Annotated in this window: 12 protein-coding genes; 7 read left to right on the forward strand and 5 right to left on the reverse strand. The window is 62.1% G+C overall.

Annotation, left to right across the window (positions count from 1 at the left end; genetic code table 11):
- Positions 1 to 56 precede the first annotated feature (56 nt).
- Positions 57 to 2,159, forward strand: a complete 2,103-nt coding sequence (locus tag P0Y65_07125) for a beta-galactosidase (protein ID WEK06019.1) — start codon at positions 57 to 59, stop codon at positions 2,157 to 2,159.
- Between the two features lie 51 nt (positions 2,160 to 2,210).
- On the opposite strand, the gene P0Y65_07130 is transcribed toward P0Y65_07125, so the two are convergent.
- Together P0Y65_07130 and P0Y65_07135 are read right to left on the reverse strand one after the other, a co-directional pair.
- Positions 2,211 to 2,678, reverse strand: coding sequence for an FCD domain-containing protein (locus P0Y65_07130; protein ID WEK06020.1), 468 nt, complete (start codon positions 2,676 to 2,678; stop codon positions 2,211 to 2,213).
- A gap of 95 nt (positions 2,679 to 2,773) precedes the next feature.
- On the reverse strand, positions 2,774 to 3,511 hold the full coding sequence (locus P0Y65_07135) for a FadR/GntR family transcriptional regulator (protein ID WEK06021.1): 738 nt from the start codon (positions 3,509 to 3,511) through the stop codon (positions 2,774 to 2,776).
- 117 nt (positions 3,512 to 3,628) lie between these two features.
- Between P0Y65_07135 and P0Y65_07140 the strand changes: the two genes are divergently transcribed.
- The 3 genes from P0Y65_07140 to P0Y65_07150 all read left to right on the forward strand — a co-directional run bounded on the left by P0Y65_07140 (position 3,629) and on the right by P0Y65_07150 (position 7,411).
- Positions 3,629 to 4,510 carry a DMT family transporter gene (locus P0Y65_07140; protein WEK06022.1) on the forward strand — a complete coding sequence of 294 codons (882 nt, stop codon included), beginning with the start codon at positions 3,629 to 3,631 and terminating at the stop codon, positions 4,508 to 4,510.
- Positions 4,511 to 4,583: 73 nt separating this feature from the next.
- Positions 4,584 to 6,638: a family 10 glycosylhydrolase gene (locus tag P0Y65_07145; GenBank protein ID WEK06023.1), complete on the forward strand. Its 2,055-nt coding sequence runs from the start codon at positions 4,584 to 4,586 to the stop codon at positions 6,636 to 6,638.
- Between the two features lie 26 nt (positions 6,639 to 6,664).
- Complete coding sequence (locus tag P0Y65_07150) at positions 6,665 to 7,411, forward strand: hypothetical protein (protein ID WEK06024.1); 747 nt, start codon at positions 6,665 to 6,667, stop codon at positions 7,409 to 7,411.
- A gap of 193 nt (positions 7,412 to 7,604) precedes the next feature.
- Here the strand turns inward: P0Y65_07150 and P0Y65_07155 are convergent, their stop codons facing one another.
- From P0Y65_07155 to P0Y65_07165, 3 genes are all read right to left on the reverse strand, one after another.
- Positions 7,605 to 10,862 carry a TonB-dependent receptor gene (locus P0Y65_07155; GenBank protein WEK06025.1) on the reverse strand — a complete coding sequence of 1,086 codons (3,258 nt, stop codon included), beginning with the start codon at positions 10,860 to 10,862 and terminating at the stop codon, positions 7,605 to 7,607.
- A gap of 231 nt (positions 10,863 to 11,093) precedes the next feature.
- The gene (locus P0Y65_07160) at positions 11,094 to 12,026 is read right to left on the reverse strand and encodes a FecR family protein (protein WEK06026.1); all 933 of its coding nucleotides are present in this window, start codon (positions 12,024 to 12,026) and stop codon (positions 11,094 to 11,096) included.
- A gap of 105 nt (positions 12,027 to 12,131) precedes the next feature.
- On the reverse strand, positions 12,132 to 12,674 hold the full coding sequence (locus P0Y65_07165) for an RNA polymerase sigma factor (protein ID WEK06027.1): 543 nt from the start codon (positions 12,672 to 12,674) through the stop codon (positions 12,132 to 12,134).
- 310 nt (positions 12,675 to 12,984) lie between these two features.
- On the opposite strand from P0Y65_07165, the gene P0Y65_07170 reads away from it, so the two are divergent.
- The 3 genes from P0Y65_07170 (at position 12,985) to exbD (ending at position 15,103) form a co-directional block, all read left to right on the forward strand.
- Entirely contained in the window at positions 12,985 to 13,617 is a 633-nt protein-coding gene (locus tag P0Y65_07170) for a biliverdin-producing heme oxygenase (protein ID WEK06028.1), read from the forward strand.
- Between the two features lie 155 nt (positions 13,618 to 13,772).
- Positions 13,773 to 14,654 (forward strand): tonB-system energizer ExbB, encoded by an 882-nt coding sequence (exbB, locus tag P0Y65_07175; GenBank protein WEK06029.1) that lies wholly within the window; start codon positions 13,773 to 13,775, stop codon positions 14,652 to 14,654.
- Positions 14,654 to 15,103, forward strand: a complete 450-nt coding sequence (gene exbD, locus P0Y65_07180) for a TonB system transport protein ExbD (GenBank protein WEK06030.1) — start codon at positions 14,654 to 14,656, stop codon at positions 15,101 to 15,103. Before exbB ends, exbD begins: the two co-directional genes overlap by 1 nt.
- Position 15,104 lies beyond the last annotated feature (1 nt).

Genomic DNA, 15,104 nt, shown 5'->3' on the forward strand with positions numbered 1-15,104 from the left:
GCCGTTGATGGCGCAGGAGGCGCCATGCGCTCTCATTTTGTCTGGAGGAACCCATAATGCCGCTCGATAGATTGCCGAAGGTGCCCTATGGCGCCGTCTATTTCCGCAAGTCCAACCCGCCCAAGGAGGATTGGGAGCGCGACTATGGGATTGCCGCCGAGGACGGCCTCAATGTCTTCCGCCACTGGTTCATGTGGTCGGCCATCGAGCGGAAGCCGGGCGTCTATGACTGGGAGGACTTCGACCGCCAGCTCGACCTCGCCGCCAGGAACGGCATCCTGACCATCATTGCCGAGCTGACCCAGACCACGCCGGACTGGGCCTATCGCGCTTATCCGCATGCCCGCCAGATCACGGCCGACGGCGCTTTCCTTCCGCCGATCATGCATCCGAGCTGCGCCACCGGTGGCGGCGCCCACAATGGCGGCGGCTCGGGCTCGCTGACCTTCAACTGCCCGGAAGTGCGTGACGCGGCCGGTGCTTTCCTCACCGCCATGGCCAAGCGCTACAAGGGTCATCCGGCGCTGCTCGGCTATGACGTCTGGAACGAGGTCAACTACTCGGCTGACGTCGACTTTTCCGAATATATGAAGACCGACTTCCGGCTTTGGCTCAAGGACAAGTATGGCGATCTCGAAGCGCTGAGCCAGGCCTGGTACCGCTATTCCTATGCCGAATGGGACGACATCGAGCCGCCGCGGGTCGTTTCGCCCTATCCGGAAAATCTCGACTGGCTCGAGTTCAAGCGCCAGAACTACTACGGCCAGATGCAGTGGAAAATTGACACCATCCGCGCCGTCGATCCGGATTGCCTGATGGCAGCGCATGGCGTGGCCGGCGCCATCCAGCACATGATAGCCAATGGCAGCGACGACTGGCTGGCCGCATCCAAGGTCGAGCTTTACGGTATGACCTGGGTGCCGAGCCGTCGCGGCTTCAAGCCCTGGCAGAATTTCTTCGGCCCCGACCTTACCCGCTCCGCCGCCCGCGGCAAGAAATGGTGGCACGCCGAACGTCCCGCCGGCCCGCTCTGGCTGCAGCCGCAGGTGCTGGGCCATGACAAGGAAGACGGCCGGGTGATGGAGCCCGAAGATCTGCGCATGCTGACCATGACGTCCTTCTCGGCCGGCGCCAGCGGGGTGATGAACCTGCGCTATCGGCCGTTGCTCGACGGGCCGCTGTTTGGCGCCTTTGGCGCCTATGGCATGGATGGAAGTCGGACCGCGCGGTCGGACATGCAGAGTGCAATCGGCAAATGGGCCAATAGCGCCGAACAGCAGCCGCTGTTCGAGGCCAAGCCGGTGCAGGGCGATATCGGCATCCTGGTAATTCCCGAAGCGCAGGCCTGGGACTATCTGCTCAACCACAAGCACAAGCCGGACAGCTATCAGCACGCCATGTTCGGCGCCTATCAGGGCTTTTTCGACAATGGCATCCAGGCCGACTGGGTGCATATCGAGGATATTGCCAAGTACAGGTTGCTCTATGCGCCCTATCCGATCTCGATGCAGTCCGAGACAGCCACGGCCATCGCCAAGTGGGTCGAGACGGGAGGTACGCTGATTTCGGAAGCCACGCCCGGCTATTTCGGCGATCGCGGCAAGGTGGGCACCGTCCAGCCGAACAACGGCCTCGACAAGGTATTTGGCGTTCGCGAGCAGGAGGTCGAATTCATGCCCGACCTCGGCGACCGGATCAGCTTCACCTTCGCCGGCCAAATCGTTCGCGGCGGCGGGTTCCTGCAGTCCTATACGCTCGATGGCGCGAGGGAACTGGGCCGCTTTGCCGATGGCCGCCTGGCAGTCGCCGAGCACAGTCATGGCGCGGGCAGGACGCTTTTGGTTGGCACCCATCCGGGCATTGGCTATTTCCAGAAGGGCGAAGCCGCCGGCAAGGCTTACTTTGCTAATGTGTTGGCCTGGGCCGGCGTCAAGCAGCGCGTCACCATTTCCGACAATCGCCTGCAGGCCCGCCTGCACGAAGCCGGTGGCCGCAAGACGCTGTGGCTGCTCAATCCTTTGCGCGAAGCGGTGACAGTGGATGTTTCCGTCGATGGCACGCCGGCCAATGCCGGCAAGGCTTTCTGGGGCGCCATGTCTGACACCGGCAAGGTCGAAATCCCGCCGCGCGACGTGGTGGTGGTTGAACTGGCCAGCTAGTGAAAAGGGGCGGCCCGGAGGTCGCCCCTTTTTCATTCAAGCCAGGAAAATCTAGTGGGCCGTCGTCGCGTCCCAATGGCTGGTCGACTTGCGACAGGCCAGAAGATGGAAGCGCATGCAATCTCGGGCGCGCTCGGCATCCCCATCGATGATCGCCTCATAGACAGCGCGATGCTGCTCATTGATGGCCGCCATCTTTTCGGCCGTGCGCAGACCGGAAGTGGTCCTCGCCAGCAGCATGCCGCCAAAGATGTTTTCGCGGACTGCCGAAATGGCACTGACATAATAGTCATTGTGCGAGGCGCGGGCGACGCAGAGATGGAAGTCGAAATCTTCGGTCAGCCCGGGATCGCAGGTGACATCGATGGTCTCGAGCTTGCGCACCACATCCGCGAGGCGGATCAGGTCGTCTGCATTGCGGGAGCGCGCTGCAGCCGCCGCAGCCTCGCCCTCGATGCCGATGCGAAACTCGAAACAATACCGGCCTGACGTTGGCCAATCGGTCGTATTCAGGATCATGACGCTGCTCCTCTTCAGGCGTCGTGACGAAACTCCCACAGCTTTCACCATTTCCATCTGGAATGGTAGCCTGCAATTTGCGTCGCGCGGTTTTGTTACCCTTTAAACATTCTGGCGCTGGCCCATTGCAGGTGCTCTTTCATCGCCTTGCGTGCCCCGCGGTCGTCGCGGCGTTGAATGGCAGCATGGACTGCCTCGTGCTGTTCCATCACGCTGTCGCGGAAGGCCGGGCTGTCACCGGAAAAATTCCAGATCAGGCTCATGCCCATCAGCATCTGCTCGCGTAGCGAGGTCAGCGAATTGATGAAAAACGGATTGCCCGTCGCCTCGGCCACCGCCAGGTGGAAGGCGAAGTCGTCGCCCGGCCGTTCGGCGAGACTTTTCTTTTCGCCAAAGCGGTCCAGCGCAGCAGCGATCGCAACCAGTTGCGCATCGGTACGGTTGAGTGCTGCCGCAGCGGCGATCTCGCCTTCCATGCCTTCGCGGAAGGCGGCAAAGGCGGTGATGTCGGCAAAGCTGGCTATGGCGGGGAAGGGGACCTGCATGGGCGCCACATCTGGCGCGTCCATCGGCTCCATGACAAAACTGCCCGAGCCCTGGCGCGACTGGATCAGTCCGGCATCGCGCAGCTTGGCCAGCGCCTGCCGGATCACCGGACGCGACATGCCGAAGCGGCGCGCCAGTTCGGTTTCCGAGGGCAGGCGGGATCGCGGTGACCAGCTGCCATCCTGAATCAGGGCCCGCATCTGGTTATGGGCAATTTCCGCAAGTCGTTGCCCCTGCTCCATAACGTAGGGCGGGCGCTCCTCGATCGCCATGTCTTTGACTTCCATACCGGTTGAGCCAACTCACTGTGAGCAATCTACAACGCTTCGGTTACAAGTGACAACAGGTTGTTTGTTCTGTGAAACTTGTTAGACAAATACGCACCGGTGAGGGGAGCGATGGACTTGCAGGCAGTTGACCGCGACTGGACCAATTTTCGGTCCGTGCTCTTCGTGCTCAGCGCCATTGTGATCTTCTCGCTGATTTTCACCTCGGGTCGCTTTGCAGGAGAGCTGGCCTCGTCCTTCCAGATCATGTTCCTCCGTTACGCCGGTGGCTTCGTCACCGTGCTCGGCCTGTCCGCCAGCCAGCCGCAAAGTTTCCAGTCGCTGCAGAGCAAACACCGGCTCAGTCAGGCGCTGCGTGCGCTGGTGGGTGGACTTGGCGGCGCGGCTATCATCTTTGGCAACACTTACATGCCGCTGGTCGATGCCAATGCCATCAGCCAGCTCAGCGGCGTCTTCATGCTGGCGCTCGGTATCATCATCTTCCGTGAACGCCTGCGGTCGATCCACATCGCCGGCTCGCTCGTCTGCATCCTGGGCGCGGCAGTCGTCGTTGCCGCCCGTGGCGCCTTTACCACCTTTGACGCCAATTATCTGGTGCCGGCTTCCGTGGTGATCATCGGCGCTCTACTGCTGGCTTTGGAGGGCATTTTCATCAAAATCCTGACCCTGGCCGACCGCCCGCTGGTGACGCTCGCCCATGCCAATTTCTTCGGCATGCTGCTCCTGCTGATCCCAGCCGTGTTGACCTGGAAATCCACCGGCCCGGTCAACGCGGTGCTGCTCTGCCTCGGCCCGCTCGCCATTCTCGGGCAGTATTGCAATATCCGCGGCTATACCTCCGCCAGCGTTAGCCTGCTGGCGCCCATCGGCTATGCCTCGCTGATCTTTGCGGCCGTCTGGGGCTGGGTGTTCTTCATGGAGCTGCCCACGGCCGGCGTGATCCTGGGCGGCGTCCTGATCGCCATCGGCGGCACCACACTGGCACTTTCCCGTCGCTAGACGCAGTTCTTCCTTGACAAGCTTGGCAAGTAAATTGTCAACTTTGACAAATCAGGTGGAGGAGATTGTGGTGATGGACGGAGCGATAGAGCAGGGCGAAACGACAAGCAGGTGGTGGATCGACGAACCGGTCCGCATGGCGCTGTTCCTGTACAACCAGTATCAGGCGCCAGTCGATACCGACGCCTTCGTGCAAAAGCTGGTGGACCTTCATGTCAATGCCGTGGTCCTGCCCACAGCCGGCATTGCCGCCTTCTATCCCACGGAAGTCCCCTTCCACGTCCGCGCTCCGTCGCTGCCCGAAGGCCGCGACGTGGTCGGCGAGATCGTCGAAAAGGCTCATGCCAGAGGCATTCGTGTCGTTGGCCGCTTCGAATGGACGGTCAACCAGGACAAGGCGCTGATCGAAGCCCATCCCGACTGGGTGCAGCGCGATCCCGCGGGCAATTCCCCGCTGTGGAACGACACGCATCTGATGTGCGTCAACGGCGGCTATATGCAGGAGCATATCTTCAAGATCATGGACGAGGCGCTGACGCGCTTCCCGCTCGACGGCATGTTCTTCAACTATGGCGGCGGCCAGCGCAACGCCTTCGGCCCCTGCCAATGCGCCAATTGCCAGCGCCTCTACAGCGACAAATACGGCAAGGACCTGCCGACCACGCCCAATGCCGAATATCTCGACTTCATGAATGACTGCGCGGCAAAACTCGCCGCTCGCATCAAGGCCTTCGCCAAAGCCAAGAACCCGTTGATCAACTACATGGTCGGCCGCGAGGCCGATTCCACCAATTCGGAAACCCACGGCGCCCCGATTGCCGAAGCCCATGCCTTCTGGCTCTATGATGCCAGCGAAACGGTCAATCGCTACCGCGCTGCTTATCCCGACCGCATGGCGTTCAACAATGACTCGGCCTTTCTCGACGGCCGCTGGCGCTATGCCCATCGCTCCGCGCCGGAGGGCGAAATCCGCGCCTTCCAGAACATGGCCAATGGTGCCGGCCCCTATCTCTTCGTCAATGGCAACCACGAGCAGTTCGATCGCAACGCGGAAAAGGGTGCGTTGCCGGCCTTCAGTTTCCACCGCAACAACGCCGATCTCTATGTCCGTCAGGAAAACGCCGCGCGCGTACTGTTGCTCGACGTCCCGGGCCCAACGCTCGCCCAGGTGCTGTTCCGCTACGGGGAAGGCGGCGCGGCCGAAGGGCGGCCGCCCGGCAATGGCGGCTTCGGCTATCGCGACAGCAAGGAGCTGGGCAGCGGCGGCGAAAACAGCAACACGGCCATGTCGGGCTTTTTCCGCCTCCTGACCGAAAACCACATTCCCTTCGTGCTGTCCAAGGATCTGAGCTGGATCGACAGCGACCCCGGCCGCTATGATCTCGTCGTCTCCAGCAAGGGCGCGCCGAAGGAGTTGGACCGCTATCTGCGCCAGGGCGGCCGCGTGCTGGCCTCCGGCGCCACGAGGCCGGAGCTTGAACTACCGCCCATGGTCAAGCTGTGGAACCGCAAGGAAACCCTCGCCGCTTATTGGCGCGTGCGCGACCACGGCCTGCTGCCCAATCTCGGCGATGCCGACCTGATGTTCTTTTACAGCGACTACCTCGAGCTCGAAGCGCGCGGCGTCTCGCCCCTGACCTTCGTGCCGCCCACCAAGGTCAATCCGATGGAAATGGTCGGCGAGGGCCTGCATGACACCGACAAGCCGGGCCTGCATCTGCTCGACTACGGAGAGGGCCGCCTGGCCTATATTCCCTGGGACCTCGGTGACCTCTATTATCGCGCCAGCGCCGCCCACCATACCACGCTGTTCAGCGACGTGATCGACCACCTGTTGCCCGAAGGGCGGCAGCTGCGCAGCAATGCCCATCCCATGGTGCAGATCACGCTGCAGCAGCAGGCAGCGGAAAACCGCACGCTGGTGCATTTCGTCAACCTCTCTGGCGCGGCACAGGTAGCCTATCACCCGGCCATTCCAATGAGCGGCATCGCGGTGGAGGTGCAGGGCGCCTTCACCTCGGCGCAGATGGCCAGCACCCGCCGCTACCTGCCGATCCGGGGCGACGAGGGCTTTACTGCCTTCACCCTGCCGCAGCTCGATACCTATGACGTGGTCATCCTGCGATGAGCGGCCCCACAACCGGAGACCTGACCATGACGCTCAATACCACCGAAGACCTGGCTGCCGCCCTGATCGCGGCCCACGATGGCGGCCCGCTCATCGACAGCGTTCCGGCCCATCTGCGGCCCGTGGACATGCCGGCCGTCGTGGCCCTGCAGGACATGATCGTCGACCGCATCGGCGCCGTCGGCGGCTGGAAGGTGATGGCCGGCGGCACCGGCGAGCCGCTCTGTGCGCCAATCCCGACCAACCGCTACTTCGCCGACGGCGAGACTATCGATGCGGCGCGGCACCGGCTGGTGCTGGTCGAGCTGGAAATAGGGGTGAAACTGGGCCAAGACCTCGCCGCCGATGCGGATCTGGCCGCAGTGGAAGCGGCAATCGCTTCTATCCATCCGACGCTGGAACTGATCGGCTCGCCCTTCGTCGATCGCGATGCGGTGGATTTCAACACCAAGTTGGCCGACCTGCAGAGCAATGGCTGCGTGGTCGTTGGCCAGGCAATGGAAGGTTTGGCCAAGAACGCCTTCAGCACGCTAATGGCCGAACTGACTTTCGACGGCACGGTGGCAACGACCGCCGGAGGCGGCGCATCGTGGCAGGCAATTCTTGAGGCTCTGCGCTGGCTCGCCTCACATAGTGCATCGCGCGGCCTGCAACTGCGCCAAGGTCAGGTGATCATCACCGGCTCACGGGTCATCGCGCCAATAGGGCAGGCCAGGTTGATCCAAGGGCAGTTGGGTCTCGAGGGCACTGTAGCCGCCAGGATTCAGAGCTAGAGGCACTGTCGGCAACATGGCCCTCTTTCGGAGTGGCTCGGAGCGGACGGTTTGCCTATCAGTCATGCACCGTATCCAAGCCGCATACCGTGTCGTGAGTTGCCGACACATGGCGTTGCAGATTGCTTAAACGCCGCCGCGGGTTGACCGGGGCGGCGTTCGTCAGTTGGTTCACTATCAGGTGCACCGCCCGCTAAAAGCGATAGTTCATGCCGATCTTGACCTGGTCCGTCTTGAACAATCCACCCGTTGTGGTGGTCTGTCCCGGCATGGTGCCGCCATAGCTGCCGCCCGAGAGAGTGGTGAAACTGTACTCGCCCTTGATCGACAGGTTGTCCGAGACGGCGTATTCGACACCGGCACCGAGGGTCCAGCCCGAGGCACTATCCTGGCTGATCATGCGATTGTCAGCGATGACACGACCCATGCTGGTGCCGGCCACGGTAACGCCCCCCTTGCCATAGACCAAGAAGCGGTCGGCGCTGAAACCGGCGCGGGCACTGAGGCTGGCAAGCCAGTCGATGCTGCCGTCGAAATAAGTGTCACGCGAGGTCATGGCGCTGAATTCGGTGCCGCCCCAGGAGACTTCGCCTTCGACGCCGAGGACGAAATTGCTGGAGAGCTGGTAGTTGGCGCCGCCTTGCAGGCCAATGCCGACACCGTCGATGTCACCGAGGTAGAAGTTGCGGTCTTCGACCATGGTCGCGCCAACATAGCGCTTGAAGTCGAGGGCTTCGGCATTGCCATTCAATTGCGCGCCGTGGATGCCGGCATAAAAGCCGGTCCAGTCGACATCGTTGGTCGCCGTTGCGGTGATTGGTGCCAGCGCATCGGCCCAGGCTTCCCCTCCACCACTGGAGGGCGAGAACTCGCCGACCACGCCGAGCTTGATGGTGCGGCCGGGCGAGGGCAGCAGCGCCAGGTTGAGTGGATCGACATAGTAGAGGTCCGTGACATTCTCGATGCCGAAGGTCAGCGTGGCATAGTCGGTGAGCTCGTAACGGCCGAACACGTCGAGCACCGTATAGGGCTCCCACGGAATGGCGGCGATGAAGGGGCTGGCGCCGGACTGGGTCGGCTGGGCGCCAGCGGCGCGCGGACCGATATGGGTCAGCCGGCCGCCCAGGGTCAGGCGATCCTCGAGGAATTTCTGGCTCAGCGTCAGGCTGGCCGTATACTCCGGCGGGATTTGATTGGTGGCATAGTCTGCAGCCAGCGAGCTGTTCATGCAGGTCGCCGCGGTCCGGCAGAATTCGACATTGTTGTAATAGGTGCCGTTCAGGTCGGCCGAAAAGCCGCCATTGTCATAGCTGGCCGACATTTCGAAGCCGGAAAACCGTGCCTGATCGATATTGTCGATCACCATGAAATTCTGCAGGTATGGCGTACCGCCATAGATCGGGTGCGGCGCGAGGCGCTGTTCCCAAGCCCGGCTGATATAGTCGTCGGTCGTGTTGTTGAAATAGGCAAATTTCAACCCTGCCGTGTCACCGGAAAACAGCAAGTCGTCGCGCTGCAGATTGACACCCGCCTCGAAATTATTCGCGGTTTCCGGGGTCAGTCCGGGTGCAATCAACGTGGCAAAGCCACCCACGGATTCAAACAGCGACGGCAGGCGCGCCGCATTGCTGTAGGTGCCGAACAGTTGCACACCCTCAATCGGCGTAACAGCAAGACCGGCATTGAAATCCACGGCGTTGGCTGACTGGATCGGTGTCGTATTGGCAGCCGTGTTGTTCTGCGCCTCGTAGCTGTGATAGCGCGTGCCGGCGGTCAGCTCGAGCCAGTCAGTGGGGTTGAGCTTGGCGTTGATGAAGACGCTGCTTTCCTCGCGTGAGCCATTGCGCGGTTGTATGGCGCTCGCCGGCGCATCCTTGGAAGGCGCCGTGTCCTCGCTGCGGTAGGATCCGCCGTACTGCAGGGCGAGATCACCGCCAAACACTGAGAAGCGCGACGTGTTGGAGACATCGGTTCCGTAGCTCTTGGCCCATTTTTCGGCAAAGTTCGTGCTGCCGTCGCTGAGCGCACTGCTTTCGACCAGCGAGGTGCCCCAGGTATTCCACTGAAAGTCGATCAGGTCATTGTCGGGATTGTAGCCATAGCGTGCTGTGACACTGTCGACCGCCGTATGCGACGGCTGCCCCTGCTGGCGCGAACTGAGATTTGTGATGAAGCCCATGGGATAGGTTTCGCCATAGCGGCTTTCATAGCGCGAGAAACCCAGCTCCAGCACATGCTCGTCATTGAAGCGGAAGGTCGTCTTGAGCAGGCCGGAAGTCGTGTCCTGCGAAGTATTGAGGACCTCTTCACCCGGCAGGTAAGCGGTGAGGCCGGGCTCATAGAAGGTCATGCCGTCGCAATAGCCGGCATAGAGGGCGCAGAGGGAATGTGGTGCCGACGGCTGCGGCGCATAGGGCCCGTTGGTGCCGGCGTGGTAGTTGCCCAGACGGCGGCGGGAAAAGCCCGCCACGAAGTCGAAAACCTCGGTCTTGCTGCCGAACAGCACGCTGGAGGAGCCGCCCGTCATTGCGAACGGTCCCGGATTCTCCACCTGGCCCCGAGACATGCCGAGGCCGTCGAACGGCTCCAACAGGTTCATCGTGCCATTGGCCGCGACCGGGCTGGTGTTGCTGCTGCCTTCCACCTTGAGACGGATGCCAAAGCTCTCGCCTGCGGGCACAATATCGTCGGCGGTGACGGTCCTCATGTTCACCGAGCCGCCGATCGCGCCAGCCGCGCCGGGCGCCGAACTCGGGCCCTTCTCGATGCTGATGCCGCTGATGAAATCGGGATCGATGAAGCTGCGATTGGCGATGCCCTGGTAGCCGCGGTAGACGGCCGTCGAATTCTGCGCCCCGTCGATGCTCACCGGCACGCGGCTCATGCCCTGCATGCCGCGGATATTGACGTCGAGGCCACCGCTGTTGCGGCTTTCGCCTGACAGCACGCCCGGTGCGCTCTTGAGGATATCGGAGGGGGTGGTGCCGGCGAAATTCTGCAGTGTTTCGGCCGAAATGGCGCTGACCGATCCCGGTGTCAGGTAAACGCTTTCCGGTGAGCCATCCCAGCCGATGCCCGAATTGGTTGCCCAGGCGGTTACGTTGACCTCACCCAGAACGATCGATCCATCGGTACCTTCGACGACTGCCGCCGGATCGGTGATCGTTACCGTATTGCTGCTGGTGAAGCGATAGGTCAGGCCGCTGCCAGCCAGCAATTGGCTCAGCGCTGCCTCGGCCGAGAAGCTGCCATTGAGCCCCGGGCTGGTCTTTCCGGCAACCAGGATCGATGGAAACAGCAGGCGCAATCCGGCATTTTCGGCGAAACTGGTGAGGGCTGAGCCGAGATCCTGCGGCGCAATTGAATAGCTCGATGCCTCGCCTGGCTGCTGCTGTTGGGCGCTGGCGGTGACGTTTGCACTGGCCAGTGCCAGAATGGCGACCGTGCCCAATAACCACTGGCGTGTTGCGCCTTTTCTCAGACGCGCCCCACGCCCCTTGTCTGCCCCATACATTGCCGCTTCTACCCTATGTTCTAACTATGCAGTGGTGAGCAGCGTCCGGCAGGTGCCAGGTTGAACGCTCCTCTAGGGTTAAGACGACGGACACGTCACGACCTTGTAAGTGGTCGGTCAGAAAATATGATTATTTTGATCAGTATTTTTGGTAGCCGGTTTTTGCGGTCACCGAAGGATGGTGACGAAAGGCATTTCGTTGACGGAAACCGGCAGCGTTTCCGCAATGGCCTGCAGGACCGCGCCGGGATCGGAAAGATCGAATACACCGGTAATGGCAAGCGACTCGATTTCCGGGTTGAGGATGAGAATGGGTTCGGACCTGTGGCGACGCAGTTCCGCGATGACGCTGGCCAGCGGTCGGTCGTTGAACACGAGCTTGCCGCGGCGCCAGGCAATGGCCGCCTGCGCATCGACCTCGCGAGCCGGCTGGACGCCCCGTCCGGTGCCATAATCAGTTTGCTGGTTGATGGCGACGCGGGTGGAGCCATCGTGACTGGCTTCCGAAACGGCCACGGTGCCTTCCAGCACCGTAACGACGACGCCATCGGTCCGCATGTCGATATCGAACACTGTGCCGAGGGCACGGGTTTCACCGCCTGCTGCCGTGACGACAAAGGGACGTCCCGGGTCATGCGCAACCGTGAAGACTGCCTGACCCTCGCCAAGGGTCAGGTGCCGGCGGTTGACGCTGAAATCGACGGTGAGACTGGTCAGGCTGTTCATGAGAACCACAGAGCCGTCGGCCAGCTCTACCGTCAGGCGCTCGCCGACCCCGGTGACGTGATCAGCCAGAAGCCCACGCATCATGCCCATGGAGTAAGCAAAGAGGCCTGCCAATGTCAGCGCGGTGCCGCCCAGTGCCGCACGGCGGGTCAGGTTGCGGCGCCGCCTGCGGGTGGCTTCGTCCTGGGCACTGCCCACCAGGCCGATGCCGTGCCAGATAGCCTCGGCCTCCTGGGCGGCCAGCTCATGGTCGACGCTGGTGTTGCGCCACAGATCAAATGCTGTCTCGTCTGCAGCGTTTGCGCTGCCAGACTGCAATCGCACGATCCAGTCGATTGCTTCATCGCTGAGCCCTACATCGGCAGGCTTGTGCATTCTCATGCCCGACATCGCTACGATTTCCAGTCATTGAGTGTGGCTGGCATACAATGGCCATCAAGATTGAGACGATGCGGAGAGGCGGATCTTGCCATGGCCACGCTAGATTTCTTCGGTTCCGTCGATGCGGCGGAAGTGATCGCGGCAATGACGAAGCGCTTGCGCCAGATATTTGGCGACCATGCTTGTCGACATCTGCATCCGCGTCGCGATCTCCGCATGGGTCAATCCCTCGCTGCGGCTCATTAGCAGGGCCATGCGCGCCTTGCGTGGCAATTCTGCTAGAGCGAGCGCAAGTTGGCGCAACTGGTCCCGATCGATGATGATCGTCTCGGGCGAGGGCGCGGTGTCGGCGATGGCCTTCATCAGCGTCTCATCGCTGATGAACCGCCGGGCATGCCGGGATTCGCGGCGCAACATGTCGACGGCGATATTGCCTGCGACGCGCAGGATGAAGGCCTTGCGATCATGGACGACATAGGCGCCGCCCTGCATCCGGTCCAATCGTATCCAGGTTTCCTGCAACGCATCTTCAGCAAGGTCTTGGGAGCGCGTTCGATAAGTCAGGGCTTTGCGCAGGCTGGTCCAGTGCTCGAGATAGCTCGCGATCAGGTGCTTGCGCGTGTCAGGCGTCTCTGCAGTCACGGCGATACCGCCGGTGACAGATTGAAACGCATGGGATTGCCGCAGATTTGTAGCGCTGGATCAGCCGGATAGTTCGTTTTCAAGGTGCAGGTCCAATAAAGTATCCTCAAACTATCATGTTTTAGCAATAAGGCGAGTCACCGCCGGACAGGTTGGGATGGCGCAAGGTTTCGCAGTGATTTTGACACGTTCTGGCAGGCCGCGCCGGGGGCACATTGAACAATATTGGCAATTCCGGGTGAAAACTTGCCGCGCTCGTTCGTCTAAGCATTAGGGCCGTGCGGCTCACAAGCAGACAAGGGGCAAGAACATGTCGGTCGCGATCGACGAGAAAATCCAACAGCATGGTTCTACCAAGGACGAGGAGTCCAGCCTTTGGACGAGGCTCAAGTCCGGCACACGCGACACGCATGGACGGCTCGACAACCGCATCATGGAGGGGCGCCCATTCGAGAGCGTCGAGCGCTACGGCGACTTCGTGCTGATGCAGCACGACTTTCACATGCTGGTCAGCCCGCTCTACCAGCATGAGGAACTCGCACCGCTGCTGCCCGATCTGAAAATCCGCGACCGCATCAGCAAGATCGAGCAGGATCTCTTCGATCTTGACCGAGCGGTTCCGGTCCGTGAGACGCCGCACGTCTATCAGGTCGATGTCCCGACATCGCTCGGCTGGCTCTATGTCGCCGAGGGTTCCAATCTGGGCGCGGCCTTCCTGCTGAAATCCGCGCAAAAGCTCGGTCTCTCCGATCAGCATGGCGCACGCCACCTCGGGGGCGCGCCGGAAGGCCGTGGCCTGCACTGGAAGAAGTTCACGGCCGCGCTCGATGCGATCGCCTTGACCGCAGAGCAGGAAGCCAGGGTCATCGCCGGTGCCAATGAAGCTTTTTCGACCGTGCTTGGCCTGGTCGAAAAACGCCTGTTCGCTCGTGGGGCGGACTGAGGCGGACGTTGTCGGCAAGCCAGCCAGGGCGAAAGTCCAAGCCAGCCAGCCGATGCGTCAAACCTGCAAGGGCTTGATCCTGTCACGGCCCGGGTCGCTGCCCGACCGCTGAACCCCACAGCCTCACGACATCCAGCCCCCTGGAAAGCTGAACCATGCGCCATTGCCGCCAGATAATCGCCCTGACATTTGCTTTGGGTCTCGTTTTTCCCGCTGTGGCCCAGGTCCAGCCACCCGCTCCGGCTGCCCCGGTGACGTCTGAAGCGCCCGAAGCAACAACATCCGCGCCGAAGACTGAGCCAGCGGCCATAGTACCAGTGCCGGCCGCAACCCCCGTGACAACGCTGCCCCATAATCTGTCACCCTGGGGCATGTTCCTGGCCGCCGACTATGTGGTCAAGGCGGTGATGATCGGTCTGGCTCTGGCATCGCTGACCACCTGGATCGTCTGGTGCGCCAAGACGCTGGAATTGATGGGCGCCAAGCGACGGGCTCGGTTGGTCCTGCGCGCCATCACCTCGGCCCGCACCCTTGCCGAAGCGACCGCGGCGCTGGAGCACCGGCGCGGTGTCGGTGTGCTTCTGGTCAAGGCGGCGGGTGAAGAGGTTCTGCTCTCGCTGGCGGCGCTCGACCACGCCGGCGGAACCGGTCTCAAGGAGCGCGTAGCGTCTCGACTGTCGCGGATTTCGGCCGCGGCTGGACGGCGCATTTCGCGTGGCACCGGCATTCTGGCCAGCGTCGGCTCGGTGTCGCCCTTCATCGGCCTCTTCGGCACGGTCTGGGGTATCATGAATGCCTTCATCGGCATTTCCGAAGCCCAGACCACCAATCTTGCCATCGTTGCGCCGGGCATTGCCGAGGCTCTGCTCGCAACCGCCATCGGCCTAGTGGCGGCCATCCCCGCCGTCATCATCTACAATGGCTTTTCGCGATCCATCGCCGGTTATCGGCAATTGCTGGCCGATGCCGCCCAGGGGGTGGAGCGCCTGGTGAGCCGCGATATCGATTTTCGCAGCGTGCCGGCGGAGCAGGCCTGATGGCGGGCGGTATCCGCGAGGGCCAGGACGGTGAGGACGATCTTACCGAAGCCCACGAGATCAATGTCACGCCCTTCATCGACGTGATGCTGGTCCTGCTGATCATCTTCATGGTCGCGGCACCGCTGGCGACGGTCGATGTCAATGTCGACCTGCCGGCCTCGACTGCCGAGCCGCAACCCAGACCCGACGAGCTGCTCTATCTGACGCTGCAGTCGGACCTTGCCATGACGCTGGGCAATGACTTGGTCGACAGGAATGATCTGGGCGCGGCCCTGGAACGCGCCACCGAGGGGGATATGGAGGCGCGGATCTTCCTGCGCGCCGACCAGACGGTGGCGTATGGCGCCCTGATGGACGTGATGAATCTGTTGCGCGACGCCGGCTATCTGCGCATCGCGCTGGTCGGCCTGGAGGGCGCTGCTTCCCGGCCGGCCGGGGAGCCCTGAG

The sequence above is a fragment of the Candidatus Devosia phytovorans genome, from assembly GCA_029202405.1.
Taxonomy (GTDB): Bacteria; Pseudomonadota; Alphaproteobacteria; order Rhizobiales; family Devosiaceae; genus Devosia; species Devosia phytovorans.

Excerpts from the sequence above, each read along its gene's own strand:
- P0Y65_07125 (WEK06019.1), top strand. The coding sequence starts at position 57 with ATGCCGCTCGATAGATTGCCGAAGGTGCCCTATGGCGCCGTCTATTTC.
- P0Y65_07130 (WEK06020.1), bottom strand. The coding sequence starts at position 2,678 with ATGATCCTGAATACGACCGATTGGCCAACGTCAGGCCGGTATTGTTTC.
- P0Y65_07135 (WEK06021.1), bottom strand. The coding sequence starts at position 3,511 with ATGGAAGTCAAAGACATGGCGATCGAGGAGCGCCCGCCCTACGTTATG.
- P0Y65_07145 (WEK06023.1), top strand. The coding sequence starts at position 4,584 with ATGGACGGAGCGATAGAGCAGGGCGAAACGACAAGCAGGTGGTGGATC.
- P0Y65_07150 (WEK06024.1), top strand. The coding sequence starts at position 6,665 with ATGACGCTCAATACCACCGAAGACCTGGCTGCCGCCCTGATCGCGGCC.
- P0Y65_07160 (WEK06026.1), bottom strand. The coding sequence starts at position 12,026 with ATGCACAAGCCTGCCGATGTAGGGCTCAGCGATGAAGCAATCGACTGG.
- P0Y65_07170 (WEK06028.1), top strand. The coding sequence starts at position 12,985 with ATGTCGGTCGCGATCGACGAGAAAATCCAACAGCATGGTTCTACCAAG.
- exbB (WEK06029.1), top strand. The coding sequence starts at position 13,773 with ATGCGCCATTGCCGCCAGATAATCGCCCTGACATTTGCTTTGGGTCTC.
- exbD (WEK06030.1), top strand. The coding sequence starts at position 14,654 with ATGGCGGGCGGTATCCGCGAGGGCCAGGACGGTGAGGACGATCTTACC.